Here is a 14,968-nt window from a genome sequence, read left to right on the forward strand (position 1 = left end):
TCCCCTGATTCGAGCGGCAAGCGCCCAAGCGATGCGAGTTGATGCGGCGCGTCGATCCAGCCGGGCGCGAGCGGTGGATGCGCCATTTCAGAACTCGATCACCGCTCGGATGNGTTTGCCGGCAGCGAGGCGCGTGAGCCCGACATTGACGTCGACGAGTGAGAGGGTCGAAGTGACGTATTCGTCGAGCTTGAGCGAGCCGCCGAGATAAGCTTTGGCGAGCCAGGGAAAATCGCGCCACGGATCGGCACCGCCGTAACTCGATCGCATAATGCGCTTTTCACCCATCAGCGAGCCCCAGCGGAATGACATCTCGTCGTTGGAGGGCAGCTTGCCGAGCCATACGACCTGACCGCCGGGCCGTACCAGCTCAACGCTTGCGCGAAACGCCGCGCGAGTCCCCGCGGATTCGATCACGCAATCGGCGCCGCGAACATCGGTGAGTTGGGAGTGCGAAGCATCGAGCGCATCATCGGCAAGCAGCGTGTGCGTGGCGCCGACGATCGCAGCGACTCGAGCTTCTCACGTTGCCGGTCGACCCCTATTATGCGGGACGCGCCTGCGAGGCGCGCGCCCTGGACCGCGGACAAGCCCACAGCTCCGCAGCCGATCACAGTAACTGTCGCGCCTTTCTCGATTTTTGCGATATGCGTCGCCGCACCGACGCCAGTCTTACGCCGCAGCCGATAAGACACGCGCGATTGAACGGAATGTCGTGCGGCACCTTGACGGCGCAGCGCTCATCGATCACGCAAACTTCGGCGAAAGCGCCCAAATACATCAGCTGATGCACCGGTGCGCCGCCTTCGCGCGTAAGACGAGGACGGCCATCGAAATGGTATGACTGTGCAGTGCGCGCACGATACGGTTCACATAGGATCGGTTGATGACGCGTGCAATAAAAGCACTCGCCACAATGCGGATTCCACGACATCACGACGTGATCGCCAATCTGCACTTGCGTGACAGACTTGCCGATCCACTCGACGATCCCAGCCGCCTCGTGGCCCGGAACTAGCGGCAGTGGTGTACCGAAGTGGCCTTCGACCGCTTCAAGATCGGTGTGGCAAAGACTCGTCGCCTGTACGCGGACCAGCACGTCGGTGTCAGATAGCTGGGCGAGCTCGAGCAGTTCGATCGAGAGCGGCGCGTGCGATTCGGACAAGACTGCCGCTTCAAACTTCAATGGACTACCTTTGCCGATAAGCGCTAAGCAAACGCTGCTGCAAGATGCTACAGCACTGACTAAGATAAAGCGCTCGGAATTGTCGAAAGCGGCGAAAAATGCAGGAAATTGAAGAAATTCTGCAAATTCAGCAGCCTTTCTGGCTGCTGCCGCATCTGGAGCCGCTCCTGAGCCTCATTGAGGGCTGCTTGGTCCGCTTGAACTGCTTGGCGTAGGCACAGCGCTGATGCTTCATCAGAGCGAACTTGCCACCCGCGCATACGATTGGCGCAACGCGAGGCCCCTGCCGCTTGGCCGGTCGGACCAGGATCTCGCGAGCGCGGTTGAGAAGCCACGCATTGGTCGGGAACACGGTCTTGGTGGCAACCGCGAGGCTCTCATTGCTCGCAGTTTCTTCTCGCCATTCCTTTATTCTTGCTTCGCGAGCCAAGCTGTAAATCGCTGGCGCAGATCATCGCCCTTATCACTCCAGAACAGGAAATCAGTATTCAGAGCGCGGGCGTCATGGTCAGGCGCGTTTGCAAGGCTGGGCAGCACCGCCGGTTCGACAAGCGCCATTGCATCCTTGTTGGCGACCCCGTAAGGCATGTAGCGTGTCAGGTCGAGCTGCGGCTGGGGTGTACCGGCAAAAGCGAGGAATTTGTAGCCGATCCAGACGCGGAGTACCCTTCGGAATGACCAAGTAGGCCCAGCCCCCGTGCGCGGTATCCCACATAACTTCGAAATGCCTGCCGTCTCCTTTGCAGCACTGGTGATGCGGGCGTTGAAAGCCGCGGTCATGACCACTTGGCCGTCGGCTAACAGCTGCGGCGCCTGGGCGCCGGCCCTCCACCAGATAACGCCTTTTGATCGTGTCGAGCTTCTTGAAGGGCGCGGTCGACACCTTCGGGCGTGCTGAGGACCTTGTAGACCTCGTTGATGGGTACACCATCAGCGATCAGCGCCCATTCGAGATTCGGATAGGGACTCTTCCAAGTCGGCGCTTGCCCGGGATGTTCTTGGTGTCAAACAGGTCGGCGATGCTACTGGGACCGTTCGTCAGCTTATCTTTGTCATAGGCGACGACTGCGGCGTTGGTCTGGATCGGAACTCCGCAATCAAATTTGACGACGTCACCGAACTTGGCTCGGTCAAGACCACCCCTTTTCCAGTCAATCGTCTCAAGGAGACCACCCTGGGCGCACATGACCCAGGCCGCCGACGCGCCGGCATCGATCACGCCCAACTCACTGTCTTGGATTCGGCCATGGGACGGACCCGGCCGATGTCGCCGCTGTACACGTCGTCTGTAATCTTGATGCCGGTTGTGTGAACGGCTCGAAATAGGCTTTCCGCAGGGTCTCCTGTTGGCCCCGCCCAGGAAACAATCGTCAGCTGATCGCCCGCAAAGGCGAGTTTCGCTGACGCAAGCGCACCGGCTCTCAGGTCGACTACGGCGCGATCGACAATCAATGGGCTCATCGCCTTGCTCTCTCTCTCTCTCTCTCTCTCTCTCTCTCCTAAGCCGCCCCCAAGGAGCGGCGCTGTCAAACTCCCGGCCCGCCCCGTCGACGGCACCTCGGGCCATCGTCATGACGGCTCGAGCACTCTGCAATCTTCTGTTTTCCAGGCGATACTGATCGCTTTTCCCGGCTCGAGCTGCACAACGCCCTCCGAATTCGCCAGCTTGACCACAACCCCGGAGCTTAAGCGGGAAGGCGAGGTTCTGCTTCACGGTCATATGCGACGAGCGCGTAGTTCTGAAATACCATGCCGATGTCGCGCGTGTGTGGGGGTAGCTTGTCGATGGGACACCTCTCCAAAAGAGCCCCGGGTCGGCACCTCGAAGCCGGCGAGCAGCATGAGGGTTGTAGTCTGCCGGAGCAGGACGGTCCCAGCATGATCAAGAACTCACCCGGAGCGATATCCAAGTTGAGATCTAGTATCCTGAACCAGAAGTTCGCAACATCGCCTCGTATTGTACCGGGGCATTGTAACGGCAGAAGCATTCGATGGAAGCAAAGGATGTCATCGGCTGATTTGGTCCACCGGAACGGCTTGGGATCGGCGTTATGTCGTTCGATGAACGAGGTAATGTCCGCCCGAAGGGCGGCTACGCTGCGATAGACGCCGCGCCTGATCTTCTTATCGGTAAGAAGCGCAAAGAAGCGCTCAACCTGATTGAGCCATGACGAAATGGTCGGGGTCAGATGCACGTGCTAGCGCGGCCGTTTAGCCAGCCATTTCCGGATCAGCGGGGTCTTGTGGGTAGCGTAGTTATCCATGACGAGATGGACGTCGAGTTCGCCCGGTACGGCTACCTCGATCTCGTCTAAGAACCTGCGGAACTCGGCGGCTTGGTGGCGTCCGTAGTATTTGCCGATGACCCGTCCGGTCGCAATGTCGAGGGCGGCGAACGGCGATGGGGGGCCGTGCCTTTTGTAGTCGTGGCTCCTTCGGGCCGGCTGGCCGGGACGCATCGGCGACATCGGCTGACTGCGGTCCAGCGCCTGGATTTGCAACTTTTCGTCTACACACAGAACGATGGCGTGTGCCGGCGGCGAGACGTAAAGGCCAACGACGTCGCGCACCTTGGCCACGAAGTTCGGATCCGTCGAGAGCTTGAATGTCTCCAGCCGGTGCGGCTGGAGCCCGGCCAGATACGTTGCACCGTCGACACCGACAGGCCGCCGGCCTTCACCATGCCCCGAGAACTCCAATGAGTGGCGTTCTCGGGGCAGCTTTCCAGCGCCCGCACGATCACGGCTTCGATGCGACCATCGTCAATGGTGCGCGGCGCCCCGGAACGTAGCTCGTCGTGCAGGCCGGCCACGCGCTGCTCCACAAACCGCCGCCGCCATTTGCCTACCGTTCCCCGCTCCAGGCCCAGCTTGGCCGCCACCTCCTTGTTCTGACCGCCTTCCGCGCAGCTCAGCACGATCCGGGCTCTCAGAGCCAGCGCCTGGGCCGTCCTTCGCCGCATTGTCAGCGACCGAAGCTCAGTAGTATCCATCCGAGCTAAGCCGCGGACAGTGGATCACCGATTTCACCGCTTGAGGAGCTCGGGGTTTTCCTTGTGTAGCCTGATGAGCTCCACCAGGTTTTCGATGCCGAAGTCGGTGAACGCCATGACGCCGTCTTCACCTATGCCGTAAACCCAGATGACGCCGTCCTCCGTTTCCATTCCGTTTGCGACATCCCAGAGCCAGTCCTTGTCCTCTCCGAGGTCCTTGGCGACGCGATCGATGGTGAAGACGGCATGAACCTTGTTGACGTGCATGGCTACGCCGCCTGGGTGGAGGGTATCGACGCAGGAGGGGTCCAGTTCGAGGGCAACAATTCGTGCAGGCGGTTCTGTGGCATGTCTGCGATGCGCGCGAAGACGTCGACGCGCCACGCTTTCGGGCCGATGTTGTTGATACGCGCCGTCATGATGAGCGTCGCCATGACCGGGGCCCGTTCGGCACCGCGATTGGAACCGGCGAAGAGCCAGGACTTTTTTCCCAGCGCAAAACCGCGCAGCGCTCGCTCCGCCGCATTGTTGGTCATGCAATCGAAGAGCGCGTTGAACCCGCTATAGGGACGCCGCCACGCTCGAAGCGTTGGAGACCGCGGAGGATCGCGTGCAGGCTCCGGCTCGCGCCACCGCGACCGTCGATGATCTGCGCGGCAGCTCGACGACTATCGACACGGCTGACAAGGCCGATCTGCTCGGCAAGGCCAAGATCATCGCAGGCGCCACGCTCGGCGTCGGCGGTGCAGCCGAACAAGAAAGGCTGCTCGGTCAGGCGCAGAATGCAGTCGGGTGTATTGCCCATAATAAGCGATCCACCCCCTAACCGTCGGGTTTAGCTCGCGAGCAATATCGTCGAGCGTCACCTCTGTTCGCCTGCGAAGTTTCAAGCCTCGGACCGTAGCCCGCATGGCGTTCAGCGCTGGTTTGCTGACCGCTGGGGTGAACCCACAGAACATCTTCTGCGAATGCGGTCCCAGGACCGATCGTGGCCGGAAGCAATAACCGAGAAAGTCAACATGACCGTCTCGCTTTTATCCCGGCGTCGATCATCCTTGCAGTAAACGATCCTTGTCTTCGTAGGATGCAATTCCAGGCGGCACTCCGCCAACCGAGCCTGGAGCGCTTCGCGAACGCTTTGCGCCTCCATCTCATTCCGGCAATGTACCAACCCGTCATCCGCATACCGACACCACCTCAGAGCGGGGAACGCCCGCGCCATCCAGAGGTCAAATGCGTAGTGCATCAAGAGGTTGGCGAGGAGTCGGGCTCACCACGCCCCCTTGTGGGGTCCCGCAGCTTCGCTCGATCACTGTTCCATCCTCTTGCACCATCGGCGCTGTCAGCCATTTCGATGTAGAGCAGCGCCCACGCGCACGTCACATGTTTCCTGACGGCCCGCAGCAGAAGCTCGTGCTCGATATTGTCGAACAGTCCCTTGATGTCGAACTCCAGAACCCAATCGTACTTAGCGTCACGCCTACAGCATCGAGAGCCGATTTACCGGGTCTGTAGCCGTAAGAATCCACCAGAAAGATTGCGTCAAGAGCCGGCTCAATCAGTTGTTTGACAACCGTCTGTGCCACGCGGTCTGCCACGGTGGGCACCCCGAGGATCCCTTGGCCCCACTCTTCTTTGGAATAGAGACGGCGCGAACAGGCGGCGGGAAGTAAGCGCCTGAGCTCATTCGATTCCAAATCTTGTAGAGATTGCCCTTCAACTCGGACTCGAACTGCTCAATCGTCACTCCGTCGACACCGGCTGCGCCTCCATTGGATCGCACCTCCAGATATGCTTCGTACACCTCTCTCTTGTCGATGTTGAACGGTTTACTCAGCTGGTTCACCGTCGTCCTCCTGCTGTCAGTTGCGACGATGGCCAGCCCACCTGATCCGATCCCTTCGCTCCGGCCCCATTACGAGCCTTCGTCGCTAATACGGATCGGTCCGTCCCAGTGCTCCGCGTCGGTACTCTCGCCTCGCGGTCTTCTCCGCTTGTGCTTCTCCCTTTGCATCGGAGCGACTGGTTCCTGCAGTTCCGCGGCAGCGCCTGCATCCGATTCACGCCCCCTCAACGCCGGTCGCCGCCCGCCCGGTCATCAGGCTTCCGGCGGGCTCATCCCAGAGGGACGACACACCTCTGGTTTTGACGACGATTTCCACGTTACGTTCATCGGCGGGTTCATTTTCATTCGTCTCTCGGACGCCTATCCGTTCGGGTATTCCCGACCGTTAGCTTCAACGCTCACGACCGCGCCTCTTAAGCGAAGCCGCTTGAAGTGATTTGAACCTACTCCTGAAAGTCGATCCTGAGGGGCCTACCCTCATCGCCCACAGCTTGTGCACACAGATTTTCAGATCATCTCGATCATCGTTTCTGTGTGCTTCTGCAGCACACTATCATCCCCGTGCAATCGCTCGGCACTCAGGACATGGGCCTCGAGGCGCCGGAACAAGGGCGTCAGCGCAACTGTGCAGCCACCAACCTGGTCGGCAAGGGTCGACAGGCTGATCGGCAGGCCTTCCCTGGCATAGCGTTCGGCCTGCCGGTAGGGGCTGGTGCTGGCCGAACTTCTCGAACAGCACCATCGCCAGCAAGCTGGGGCCGGCCCAACCACGGGCGATGACGTGAAGGCCCCTGGGCCTGACTGATCTTCTCGCAATCATGGCAGCTGAACTTCTCCCGGACGTGCTGGATCACCTTCCAGGATTTCGGGATCACCTCCAGCGTCTCGGTGATGTCCTCGCCAAGCTTGGACAGCCGCAAACCGGCGCAGCAGATGCACGACGTCGGTCCCGGCACAAGCACCCGCTCGCGAGGCAGATGGTCCGGGAACGGCTGGCGCGACGGCCGCTTGCGCGTGAAGGAGGCCACCTTCGTCGTCTTGGCCGCGGCCATTTCGGCAGCGAGTTCGTCCTCAGTCGCAGAAACCTCGAGCTCCTCCAACGTCAGTTCGAGCTGATCCAGCAGCCTTGCGGTACGCTCCGAGCGAGGGCCATGACGATCACGGTTCAGCTTTTGGATCTGCAGCTTCAGGTGCACGATTAGCGCCTGGTCGTCGGATTGCTGGGCGCGAACGCTGGCAAGTTCGGCCCACGTGGCCAGTAACGTCGCCTGCAGCGCCTCTATATCTTCCGGCAGATTTTCGGGACCGTCACCCATGCACCGATGGAATCACAAAAGCCGCGATTTAGCACGGCCTTTTTGCAATCTCACGGGACTATTGCGCTGCTTATCCTGCGCTCTGCGGCCGCCAACTATGTGGGGGTTGCGCCAGTCGATCGCCTGCACCAGCAGTGCCAGACCCTGCATGCCCTTACGCATGTCCGTGTGACCGGTTACGATCCAGATCCTCGCCCCTGCTGCGATCGGGATTCGCCGCTCCAGCAGATCCAACACGCGAGACAACGCGGTCATATCAACGCCGGCGTCCACGATCACGCGACAGGCCTTGCCAACGACAATCTCCATGCGTCCGCCCGCTGGCCCCGCCAAAGCTACCGGTGGCGCCGACGGTGGATCCGGCATCACCATCGCCGGCCACAAAGGCTGGCTGAGTTTGTTCAATGTCGCTCGTCCGCGTCCCAAACGATCGTCTCCAAGTCAACAGGAGCGAGCGCGAAATGCCGTATCGTCGTGCTGTCGATGAAACGGCGCGAGGTCTCCGCAAACTCTCCAGAACGATCTTGAGCTTCTCATCATCGGTCCAGCGACGGCGACGGCCAGTCTCGACAACCTCGAACTGTTCAACCTGAGCACTGAACTTAATGCTGTCCATAAGGGCTGTTACACAGCACTCCTCTTAACCGGGCAAGGCGACCCTCACCGGAGGGAGACGCCGATTCTTGAAGGATCGCTGTGATGGCCTGCTTGACGAGGCCCGCCCTGGCCGCCCTCGAACCATCGACGACGATCAGGTTGCTGAGGTAATCGAGCGGACATTGCGTACGTCGCCGGCCGCGCGACGCACTGGTCGATCCGCTCGATGGCTGCGGAAACTGGCTTTTCTCACACCACGATCCACCGAATGTGGGCGGCGTTCGGCTTGCAGCCGCACCGTAGCCAGACATCAGCGATCCGCTATTCGTCGATAGGGTGCGCGATATTGTCGGGCTTTACCTGTCCCCACCGAACCGAGCCGTTGTCCTCAGCGTCGATGAGAAAAGCCAAATCCAGGCACTCGATCGCGAGCAGCCGGTCTTGCCGATGATGCCAGGGGTGCCGGAACGTCGCACGCACAGCTATGTGCGGCATGGTACGACCACGCTGTTTGCCGACCTCGATGTCGCTTCCGGCTTTGTCATTGGCAAATGCTACAAGCGCCATCGGGCGGTCGAGTTCTTGAAGTTCCTGAAAGAAATCGATAGTCAAATCCCTGAGGGGCTCGCTGTCCATATCGTCATCGACAACTACGCCACCCACAAGACACCCAAGATCAAAGCGTGGCTCGCTCGCCGGCCGCACTGTCATGCCCACTTCACGCCGACTTCCGCGTCATGGATCAATCAGATCGAGCGCTGGTTCGCTGAACTCACCAGAAAGCAAATCCAGCGAGGTGCTCACACCTCCGTCAGGCAGCTTGAAGCCGACATCCGTATCTTCATCGAACTGCACAATAACAACCCGAAACCCTTCAAATGGACCAAGTCCACAGACCAGATCTTGGCTTCCGTCAAACGCTTCTGCCACAAGGCCCAGCAGACTTTATGTGGCGAACTTTAGATTCACATGACTAGCGTTTCGCCGTCGCAGCTCTTCTGAATGGTCAGAAAACGTAGCATTGTTAGCGTCCGGCATCAACCTTTTGCCCTGTCCCGGCAGTTGTCTCGCTGATGCGCTGTCGCCGACGATGTTTTTCTCGACTGTTTGCACGTTCTTGAGGCGCAGTCGAGCCAGCCTGGGCAGGCCTGCACGAAGCGTTCGCGAGGACCAAATCGTGCATTGTTTACCGCCTGCGGCGACCGACAGTACATCTGCTTTTGGATATATATTATCGAGAGCTGCGAGGGCGGAGTTTCATTGATTTCATCCGAGCGAGCCTTTGCCTAGTCGGCGATTCGTGGGAGTCCCTGTACTCACTCACCCCGCTAGTGAGCGCCCGGAATTTGTTGTCGGTCGAACCAGCGAGCACCACGGGATCCGATTCTCGAAATGTCTCGGCAACCGGGGGGAATTTGGTCTGAGCCCCTCGCTTCATCCAGCAATGGGAAGAGTCCCGGTTGAATATGAGCCCATGGGGCTCGGTGAAGCAACGGGGCGGGGCGCGGAGCCCTCAGCATAGCGCAGCGTCCCGCCCCGTTGCGGTCCAGGAGCGCTGCGATTGGCGTATTCGCGTGGCGTGAGATTGCCCAGGGCGCTGTGCGGCCGAGCGTTGTTGTAGTCGTCTTTCCAGGCCGCCAGCACGGTGCGAGCCTGTGCGAGCGAAGTGAACAGCGTCTCATTGAGAAGTTCGTCGCGCAGGCGGGCGTTGAAACTCTCGATGAAGGCATTCTGGGTCGGTTTGCCGGGCGCGATGTAGTGCCACTCGATCTGCCTCTCCTGGCTGAAGCGCAGCACCGCCATTCCGGTCAGCTCAGTGCCGTTGTCGGACAGGCAGATCACCGGCCGCCCCCGCCAGGCGATGATGACATCGAGCTCGCGTGCGACTCGCAGACCCCGCAGCGAGGTATCGGCGACGAGCGCCAGGCATTCGCGGGTGAAGTCGTCGACCACCGCCAGAATGCGGAACCGTCGACCATCTGCGAACGCATCCGACAGGAAATCGAGGCTCCAGCGCTGGTTGGCGCATTGTGGGATCACCATTGGCGCCCTGGTGCCGATTACTCGCTTGCGCCCGCCCCGCCGGCGGACTTGCAGCCGTTCCTCGCGATAGAGACGTCGGAATTTCTTGTGATTCATGACCAGCCCCTCGCGGCGCATCAGCACCAGCAGACGGCGATACCCGAACCGGCGGCGGATCGCCGCCAGTTCGCGCAGGCGGGCACGCACGGACGCATCGTCGGCTCGCCCGCTGCGATAGCGCACCGATCTGCGGTCTGCCCCCAGGGCTTTGCACGCCCGCCGTTCGCTCACCTCGAAGGTGGTCCGCAGATGAGCGACGGCCTCTCGCCTCGCGGCGGGCGTCACCATTTTTTTTGCTGCGACGTCCTTGAGCATGGCGTTGTCGAGCATTGCCTCGGCCAGGAGCTTCTTCAGCTTGGCGTTCTCGTCCTCCAGCCCCTTGAGCCGCTTGGCATCGGATACCTCCAGACCTCCGTACTTGGCTTTCCATTTGTAGAACGTTGCGCTGGAGATCCTGTGTTTGCGGCAGACATCAGCCGTCGCCGCACCCGTCTCCTCCTCCCGCAAAATCCCGATGATCTGCTCTTCCGTGAACCGACTTGGCTTCACGGTCCATCTCCTCAGAGGTGACGGACTCTACCCATTCTTGGAGGAATTGGCGGGGCTCAGACCAAATTCTACCATCTTGGTCGGACAAATCTCAGCGCCGTTCGCAGCTGGCAATCTTATCTGGGACCGCCGCAGGGTTGATCGATTAACGCGGCTTCGCAGCGATGACGCGCTTTGCCGAGATCGATCGAACTCATTCGAGCGGGCGTGGCAGGCTCCCCGCTATCAGTGCACAATTGCCGGCGCAATCAAAAACACTTGTTTCCAGGTTGTGCTAGTTTGATGATATAGGCGGAACCATCCTAGAACAAGGAGCGAGCGCTCAGTACGATGCCTGAAGCGAGCCTTTCACTTCTATGAGCAGCACGACAGTGGCAATACGTCCGCGGCGCTTAACCGCGAGCCAATCAGAATCCTCGCGGACAACCTTTGCAGCGTTCTCCGGATTGATATGACCTGCGGCACCATGCTGTATCCTAAGGCAGCAACGGCGGCCGACGCTTGTGCCAGTCGGTCTCCTGTTGATAGGCGTCCGCTAACTTGAGAATGTCCGCCTCAGCGAATGGACGCCCAGTAAAGGAGAGACCAATCGGAAGGCCGTTTGGATCGAAGCCGCAATTCACGCTGATGGTCGGAAGGCCTAAGTAGTTGAAGATCTCGGCGTTCGCCCAAAACCTAGCCTTAGTTTCATCGTCAATCGACCGGTGCTCTATGTCGGTTTCCGCCAATGTCGGAAGGCAGGTAGGGATGGTGGGGGTCGCCAGCACGTCTACTCGGCCGAACACTTCTTTTGAAAACTCCTTCAGAATCGGTCCGCGCCGAGACAAGGCCTCCAAATAACAGGTTGCAGGAATGGCATAGCCAGCGTAGAGCCATGAAAAATCTTGGGCATAATCCTGCGGACGCTTACGCATCCACTCGGCATGACTGTAGGTAGCCTCGACTAGCGCCAGGACCTGAACGTATGCCGAGATCGCATCAATAAAGGGTACTGCAACGCGCTCTACTTTGACGCCACGCCTGGCCAGCATCCCGACGGCCTCGTCAAACGCGATACTGACCGGCTTATCCGCGTTTTCCAAGAAATATGCCGCAGGCACGCCGATCTTAAGGCCGTCGGCCTTGCCGTTCAGTGACTCCTCATAGTTAGGCACATCCTCGGTTGAACTGGTTGGGTCTAAGGGATCATGCCCTGCGATAACCGAAAGAATGCGTGCACAATCCCGCGCCGTGCGGGCAAGGGGACCGACATTGTCAAGGGAGAAGGAGAGCGGCATCACGCCAGCGCGACTAACTCGCGTCTGTGTCGGCTTGATGCCCGTGACGCCACAGGCAGACGCTGGCACCCGGATCGAGCCTCCGGTGTCAGATCCAAGAGCCGCATAAGTCATGCGCGCGGCTACCGCCGCACCTGACCCCGAGGAAGAGCCGCCCGCGACATAAGGCAGATTCCAAGGGTTGTGACAGTCGCCGAATTCCCTGTTGTGTCCAGTTCCGCCGCCAGCGAACTCGGCCATGTTGAGCCCGCCGAAGCTGTACGAGCCAGCCGCGTCCATACGGGCAAGCACAGTTGCTGTCACCTCGGGCACGAAGTCCTTACGGATTCGCGAGCCGCAGGTGCAAGGACTACCCCTTCGATAGAACATATCCTTGTGTGCCATAGGAATTCCATGTAGGGGGCCTAGCCAGCCACCGTTCTTCGTTGCTTGGTCGGCCCGGACCGCCGCTTTGCGAGCCCCCTCGTAGTCAAGCCAAATAACGGCGTTAATTTCTTCACCTACGCGCTCGATGTGAGCGAAACACGCATCGAGAAGTTCGAGTGATGAAACCTTGCGCTCACGGATAGCGTCAGCAGCCTCGGTTAAGGTGAAAGCGGCGGGATCGCTCATAACGGCTTTCCCTTCGTCTCTATAAGCGCTGCGTTGAAGCTCGCCGGCTCGTCCTCGAAACGCAAGGTCCCACGCATACTTTGGAGCTTGTGGATCGTCTGCGCAAGCCGGGCGGCCGCACGCTTTGCATTCTCGTTCGGCGCCGAAATGGCATGCCAAGTGGCGATCCACCATTCAACACGGTCGAGAAATTCGCTCATTCTTTCTTCGATCATCGTATAGCTCTCATGAATCGGGCCGAGTGCTTCCGTTGTGCTCATAATCTTCATTTGTCCATAGCTGCGCATAACCGCCTTTAAACCATCGTGCTCGATGGCGGGGACAACCCTAGCCTCCGGCCCCACCATCGACCCGGCAGCCACCATGGTGGCGTTGATCATGGATAGCTCTACGGCCTGCGCCGTTGCTTCGAACAGTGTACCTATTTGCTCGGCAGGAACGCAGGACTTCCGATGGCTGGTACGGTGGCAGACTCAATCGTGGTAAGATTCGCGGTGGAGAAAGCCAAGCACCGGCGCCCGAACCGTCTCCAGCCGATGTGCCGGTGCGACCGATGCCGACGCCGGCCCTTCGCTCAATATCCTCTGTTGTGTACCGCATAATAGCGATACCAGAGGTTAGCGTCTCTCCCCAAGAAATGGCGAGTGAATTGATCAGTGATTTCGAACTCAACAAAGATTCTCACTCAAATTGATGAGCATCCGCCGATGCCATTCAGGAACACCTCGAGTGTGCGCGTAAGTTAATGCTTCCACGACGACCCTTGACGGCGAATTCCGGTCACGGCTCGTCGAATGTCTGCAAGAATGTTGATGCTCGCGCAGCAAATGTGCATTAATTCCAAAGAGAACAGGAGACGCGAACACGCCCGCAGTATCTGCGAACTTTCGGTCCTATGCGGCGAATGGACTTGTGCTCGCTGGCTTTCTGAGGCTTTGCGTTCGGAAGGATCATAAATATACATCACTCCTTCATGCCGAGCTTCAAGAGAGCCAGGCCGTACCATCAGGCCCACGCACGAGGGGTCAAGTTGATCGGGGCAACAGCACACTACGTCACAGCCGATTTGGATGAAGGCCCAATCACTGAACAGGATGTGCTCCGTGNAGATCATTCCCTCACACCAGATGATCTGTCGGCGATNGGGAGGGATGTTGAGGCCGCCGTCCTGGCACGGGCGGTCAAACTGCATGCTGAAAATCGAATACTGATGAATGGCGATCGCACCGTGATCTTTCGATGAATAGACGGGTACGAATGGTACTCAGATGTGTGGGGCCGCTCTCATAGGTGCCGCTGTTACGGCAAGGCTTCATTCCGAATTGCGGAGCGCAGTGGCGAGTCTTTCGGAGCGCGGCGTTACACCCGGAATGGCCGTTGTTCTTCATCCACCTAGTTCGGTGGACGTTCGCAACAAGCTACGTAGATCGGTCGAAGCGGGGTTCTGCTCGTTTCATCATTAACCGCCGAATACGACGAGCGAGGCAGACTTGCTTACCTTGATCAATCGTCTAAATGCCGCCGACGACTTAAACGGCATTCTCGTCCAGTTGCCCTACCCTCTCATATCGACGCCCAAAAAGTTGCGGCTGCCATCGACCCGGCAAAAGACTTAGATGGGTTTCATCCGATGAATGTGGGCAGACTCTCGCTCAGCGTAAGTGCACTGGTTGTACGCCACTGGGGTGTATGCTCCTGATCAAGGGCGTTCGACACGATCTCGCCGGGCTTAATGCAATGCCGTCATCGTTGGGTGTTCCAAGTCGTCGGAAAACCGCTTGCGCAGTTCTGCTTCGGGAGACTCGCACTGTCACAATCGCGCACGCCAGGACCGAGGATCTTCCTTCGGTGTGTCGTCGCGCCGATATCCTTGTTGCCGTGGTCGGCCAACCTGAGCTTATTCGGGGGGCTGGATCAAACCCGGTGCTGTTGTCATCGACGTCGGATCGAGCACGAAGGCCGACCCGAAGACCCGAAATTGGTTAGTGATCTGGACTTTGAAGGCGCACGCATCGTAGCTGGCGCGCTCACCCCAGTCCCGGGCTGGGTGAGCCCGATGACGATCGTCTGTCTCCTTAGAGCGGTTCCCGATCGGATTGAATCATTTGGGATTCCCAAATCAGGCCGCTTCTCATTCAAACTGCCTGCTGGCGAAGGAGGCCGGCAGGCATGGCGCCACCTCTTTCGATTGATCTTCGCAGGCACCGAGCAACAGCGGCCTGACGTCCTAAAGAAGCAAGACGAGTGGATCGACCGCCAGATTGGCCTCGATCCTGACAAGTCGTCCGTTAAGAAGCCGGATTGAGCTTGGGTGGACAGGCGAGCGTTCGCGATAGGCAGCCCCAGGAACAGGCACAAGAGTTCTCTGAGCCAGGCGAGGATGCGGCGGAAGTTGTGGCCCACTGCTGAGAGCACGACGTTAGCGGCGTCGCCGGCGCGGCCCTTGAGGTAGCAGCGGCCGAGGTGACCTTCGGCCTTCAGATGTCCGATGGGCTCGATCGCGGAGCGGCG

At 59.5% G+C, this 14,968-nt stretch carries 16 protein-coding genes and 8 pseudogenes; 5 read left to right on the top strand and 19 right to left on the bottom strand.

Going from position 1 to position 14,968, the window contains the following annotated elements; translation table 11 throughout:
- Positions 1–87: 87 nt before the first annotated feature.
- From YU9_RS49410 to YU9_RS43765, 9 genes and pseudogenes are all read right to left on the bottom strand, one after another.
- On the bottom strand, positions 88–504 hold the full coding sequence (locus YU9_RS49410; protein ID WP_198028363.1) for a zinc-binding dehydrogenase: 417 nt from the start codon (positions 502–504) through the stop codon (positions 88–90).
- Complete coding sequence (locus tag YU9_RS50950) at positions 414–695, bottom strand: hypothetical protein (RefSeq protein WP_371259249.1); 282 nt, start codon at positions 693–695, stop codon at positions 414–416. The genes YU9_RS49410 and YU9_RS50950 overlap by 91 nt, the downstream gene beginning before the upstream one ends.
- Positions 611–1,186, bottom strand: a complete 576-nt coding sequence (locus tag YU9_RS50510) for an alcohol dehydrogenase catalytic domain-containing protein (RefSeq protein WP_305728073.1) — start codon at positions 1,184–1,186, stop codon at positions 611–613. The genes YU9_RS50950 and YU9_RS50510 overlap by 85 nt, the downstream gene beginning before the upstream one ends.
- A 408-nt stretch (positions 1,187–1,594) precedes the next feature.
- Complete coding sequence (locus YU9_RS48525; RefSeq protein ID WP_371259252.1) at positions 1,595–2,023, bottom strand: extracellular solute-binding protein; 429 nt, start codon at positions 2,021–2,023, stop codon at positions 1,595–1,597.
- A gap of 100 nt (positions 2,024–2,123) precedes the next feature.
- The gene (locus tag YU9_RS48530; RefSeq protein ID WP_156952338.1) at positions 2,124–2,405 is read right to left on the bottom strand and encodes a hypothetical protein; all 282 of its coding nucleotides are present in this window, start codon (positions 2,403–2,405) and stop codon (positions 2,124–2,126) included.
- Positions 2,402–2,647, bottom strand: a complete 246-nt coding sequence (locus YU9_RS48535) for a hypothetical protein (protein ID WP_156952339.1) — start codon at positions 2,645–2,647, stop codon at positions 2,402–2,404. The genes YU9_RS48530 and YU9_RS48535 overlap by 4 nt, the downstream gene beginning before the upstream one ends.
- Before the next feature lie 457 nt (positions 2,648–3,104).
- Positions 3,105–4,178 (bottom strand): annotated as a pseudogene (locus YU9_RS43760) (IS630 family transposase).
- Positions 4,179–4,211: 33 nt separating this feature from the next.
- Positions 4,212–4,445 carry a hypothetical protein gene (locus tag YU9_RS0136655; protein ID WP_027577168.1) on the bottom strand — a complete coding sequence of 78 codons (234 nt, stop codon included), beginning with the start codon at positions 4,443–4,445 and terminating at the stop codon, positions 4,212–4,214.
- Between the two features lie 2 nt (positions 4,446–4,447).
- Positions 4,448–4,717: pseudogene (locus tag YU9_RS43765) on the bottom strand (transposase domain-containing protein); the annotation flags it as partial.
- Between the two features lie 71 nt (positions 4,718–4,788).
- On the opposite strand from YU9_RS43765, the gene YU9_RS50520 reads away from it, so the two are divergent.
- Positions 4,789–5,004, top strand: coding sequence for a hypothetical protein (locus tag YU9_RS50520; protein ID WP_245266691.1), 216 nt, complete (start codon positions 4,789–4,791; stop codon positions 5,002–5,004).
- A gap of 19 nt (positions 5,005–5,023) precedes the next feature.
- Here the strand turns inward: YU9_RS50520 and YU9_RS51300 are convergent.
- From YU9_RS51300 to YU9_RS50535, 6 genes and pseudogenes are all read right to left on the bottom strand, one after another.
- Positions 5,024–5,137: pseudogene (locus tag YU9_RS51300) on the bottom strand (reverse transcriptase); the annotation flags it as partial.
- Positions 5,095–5,424 carry a reverse transcriptase domain-containing protein gene (locus YU9_RS50525; protein ID WP_371259250.1) on the bottom strand — a complete coding sequence of 110 codons (330 nt, stop codon included), beginning with the start codon at positions 5,422–5,424 and terminating at the stop codon, positions 5,095–5,097. The gene YU9_RS50525 and the pseudogene YU9_RS51300, both read right to left, overlap by 43 nt.
- A gap of 312 nt (positions 5,425–5,736) precedes the next feature.
- Entirely contained in the window at positions 5,737–6,024 is a 288-nt protein-coding gene (locus tag YU9_RS50530) for a hypothetical protein (protein ID WP_027577170.1), read from the bottom strand.
- 543 nt (positions 6,025–6,567) lie between these two features.
- Positions 6,568–7,340 (bottom strand): annotated as a pseudogene (locus YU9_RS0136680) (transposase); the annotation flags it as partial.
- A 12-nt stretch (positions 7,341–7,352) separates the two neighbouring features.
- Complete coding sequence (locus tag YU9_RS46860) at positions 7,353–7,745, bottom strand: hypothetical protein (protein WP_245266697.1); 393 nt, start codon at positions 7,743–7,745, stop codon at positions 7,353–7,355.
- 55 nt (positions 7,746–7,800) lie between these two features.
- Positions 7,801–7,956, bottom strand: a pseudogene (locus tag YU9_RS50535) (IS66 family insertion sequence element accessory protein TnpB); the annotation flags it as partial.
- A 55-nt stretch (positions 7,957–8,011) separates the two neighbouring features.
- On the opposite strand from YU9_RS50535, the pseudogene YU9_RS43775 reads away from it, so the two are divergent.
- Positions 8,012–8,900, top strand: a pseudogene (locus tag YU9_RS43775) (IS630 family transposase); the annotation flags it as partial.
- A 471-nt stretch (positions 8,901–9,371) separates the two neighbouring features.
- On the opposite strand, the gene YU9_RS0136695 reads toward YU9_RS43775, so the two are convergent.
- From YU9_RS0136695 to YU9_RS49420, 3 genes are all read right to left on the bottom strand, one after another.
- Positions 9,372–10,568 (bottom strand): IS3 family transposase, encoded by a 1,197-nt coding sequence (locus YU9_RS0136695; RefSeq protein ID WP_084299201.1) that lies wholly within the window; start codon positions 10,566–10,568, stop codon positions 9,372–9,374.
- Between the two features lie 476 nt (positions 10,569–11,044).
- Positions 11,045–12,457 (bottom strand): Asp-tRNA(Asn)/Glu-tRNA(Gln) amidotransferase GatCAB subunit A, encoded by a 1,413-nt coding sequence (locus tag YU9_RS0136700; protein ID WP_027577174.1) that lies wholly within the window; start codon positions 12,455–12,457, stop codon positions 11,045–11,047.
- Positions 12,454–12,837: a hypothetical protein gene (locus YU9_RS49420; RefSeq protein ID WP_198028361.1), complete on the bottom strand. Its 384-nt coding sequence runs from the start codon at positions 12,835–12,837 to the stop codon at positions 12,454–12,456. Before YU9_RS49420 ends, YU9_RS0136700 begins: the two co-directional genes overlap by 4 nt.
- A 560-nt stretch (positions 12,838–13,397) precedes the next feature.
- Between YU9_RS49420 and YU9_RS46865 the strand changes: the two are divergent.
- The 3 genes and pseudogenes from YU9_RS46865 to YU9_RS51310 form a co-directional block, all read left to right on the top strand.
- A pseudogene (locus tag YU9_RS46865) lies at positions 13,398–13,700 on the top strand (formyltransferase family protein); the annotation flags it as partial.
- A gap of 446 nt (positions 13,701–14,146) precedes the next feature.
- A complete protein-coding gene (locus tag YU9_RS51305) occupies positions 14,147–14,443 on the top strand; it encodes a hypothetical protein (protein ID WP_371259251.1) in 297 nt (98 codons plus the stop codon).
- The gene (locus YU9_RS51310) at positions 14,436–14,762 is read left to right on the top strand and encodes a hypothetical protein (protein WP_027577177.1); all 327 of its coding nucleotides are present in this window, start codon (positions 14,436–14,438) and stop codon (positions 14,760–14,762) included. Before YU9_RS51305 ends, YU9_RS51310 begins: the two co-directional genes overlap by 8 nt.
- On the opposite strand, the pseudogene YU9_RS46875 reads toward YU9_RS51310, so the two are convergent.
- A pseudogene (locus YU9_RS46875) lies at positions 14,746–14,968 on the bottom strand (IS5/IS1182 family transposase); the annotation flags it as partial. The gene YU9_RS51310 and the pseudogene YU9_RS46875 overlap by 17 nt on opposite strands.

This window comes from Bradyrhizobium sp. WSM1743, assembly GCF_000473065.1.
GTDB lineage: Bacteria > Pseudomonadota > Alphaproteobacteria > Rhizobiales > Xanthobacteraceae > Bradyrhizobium.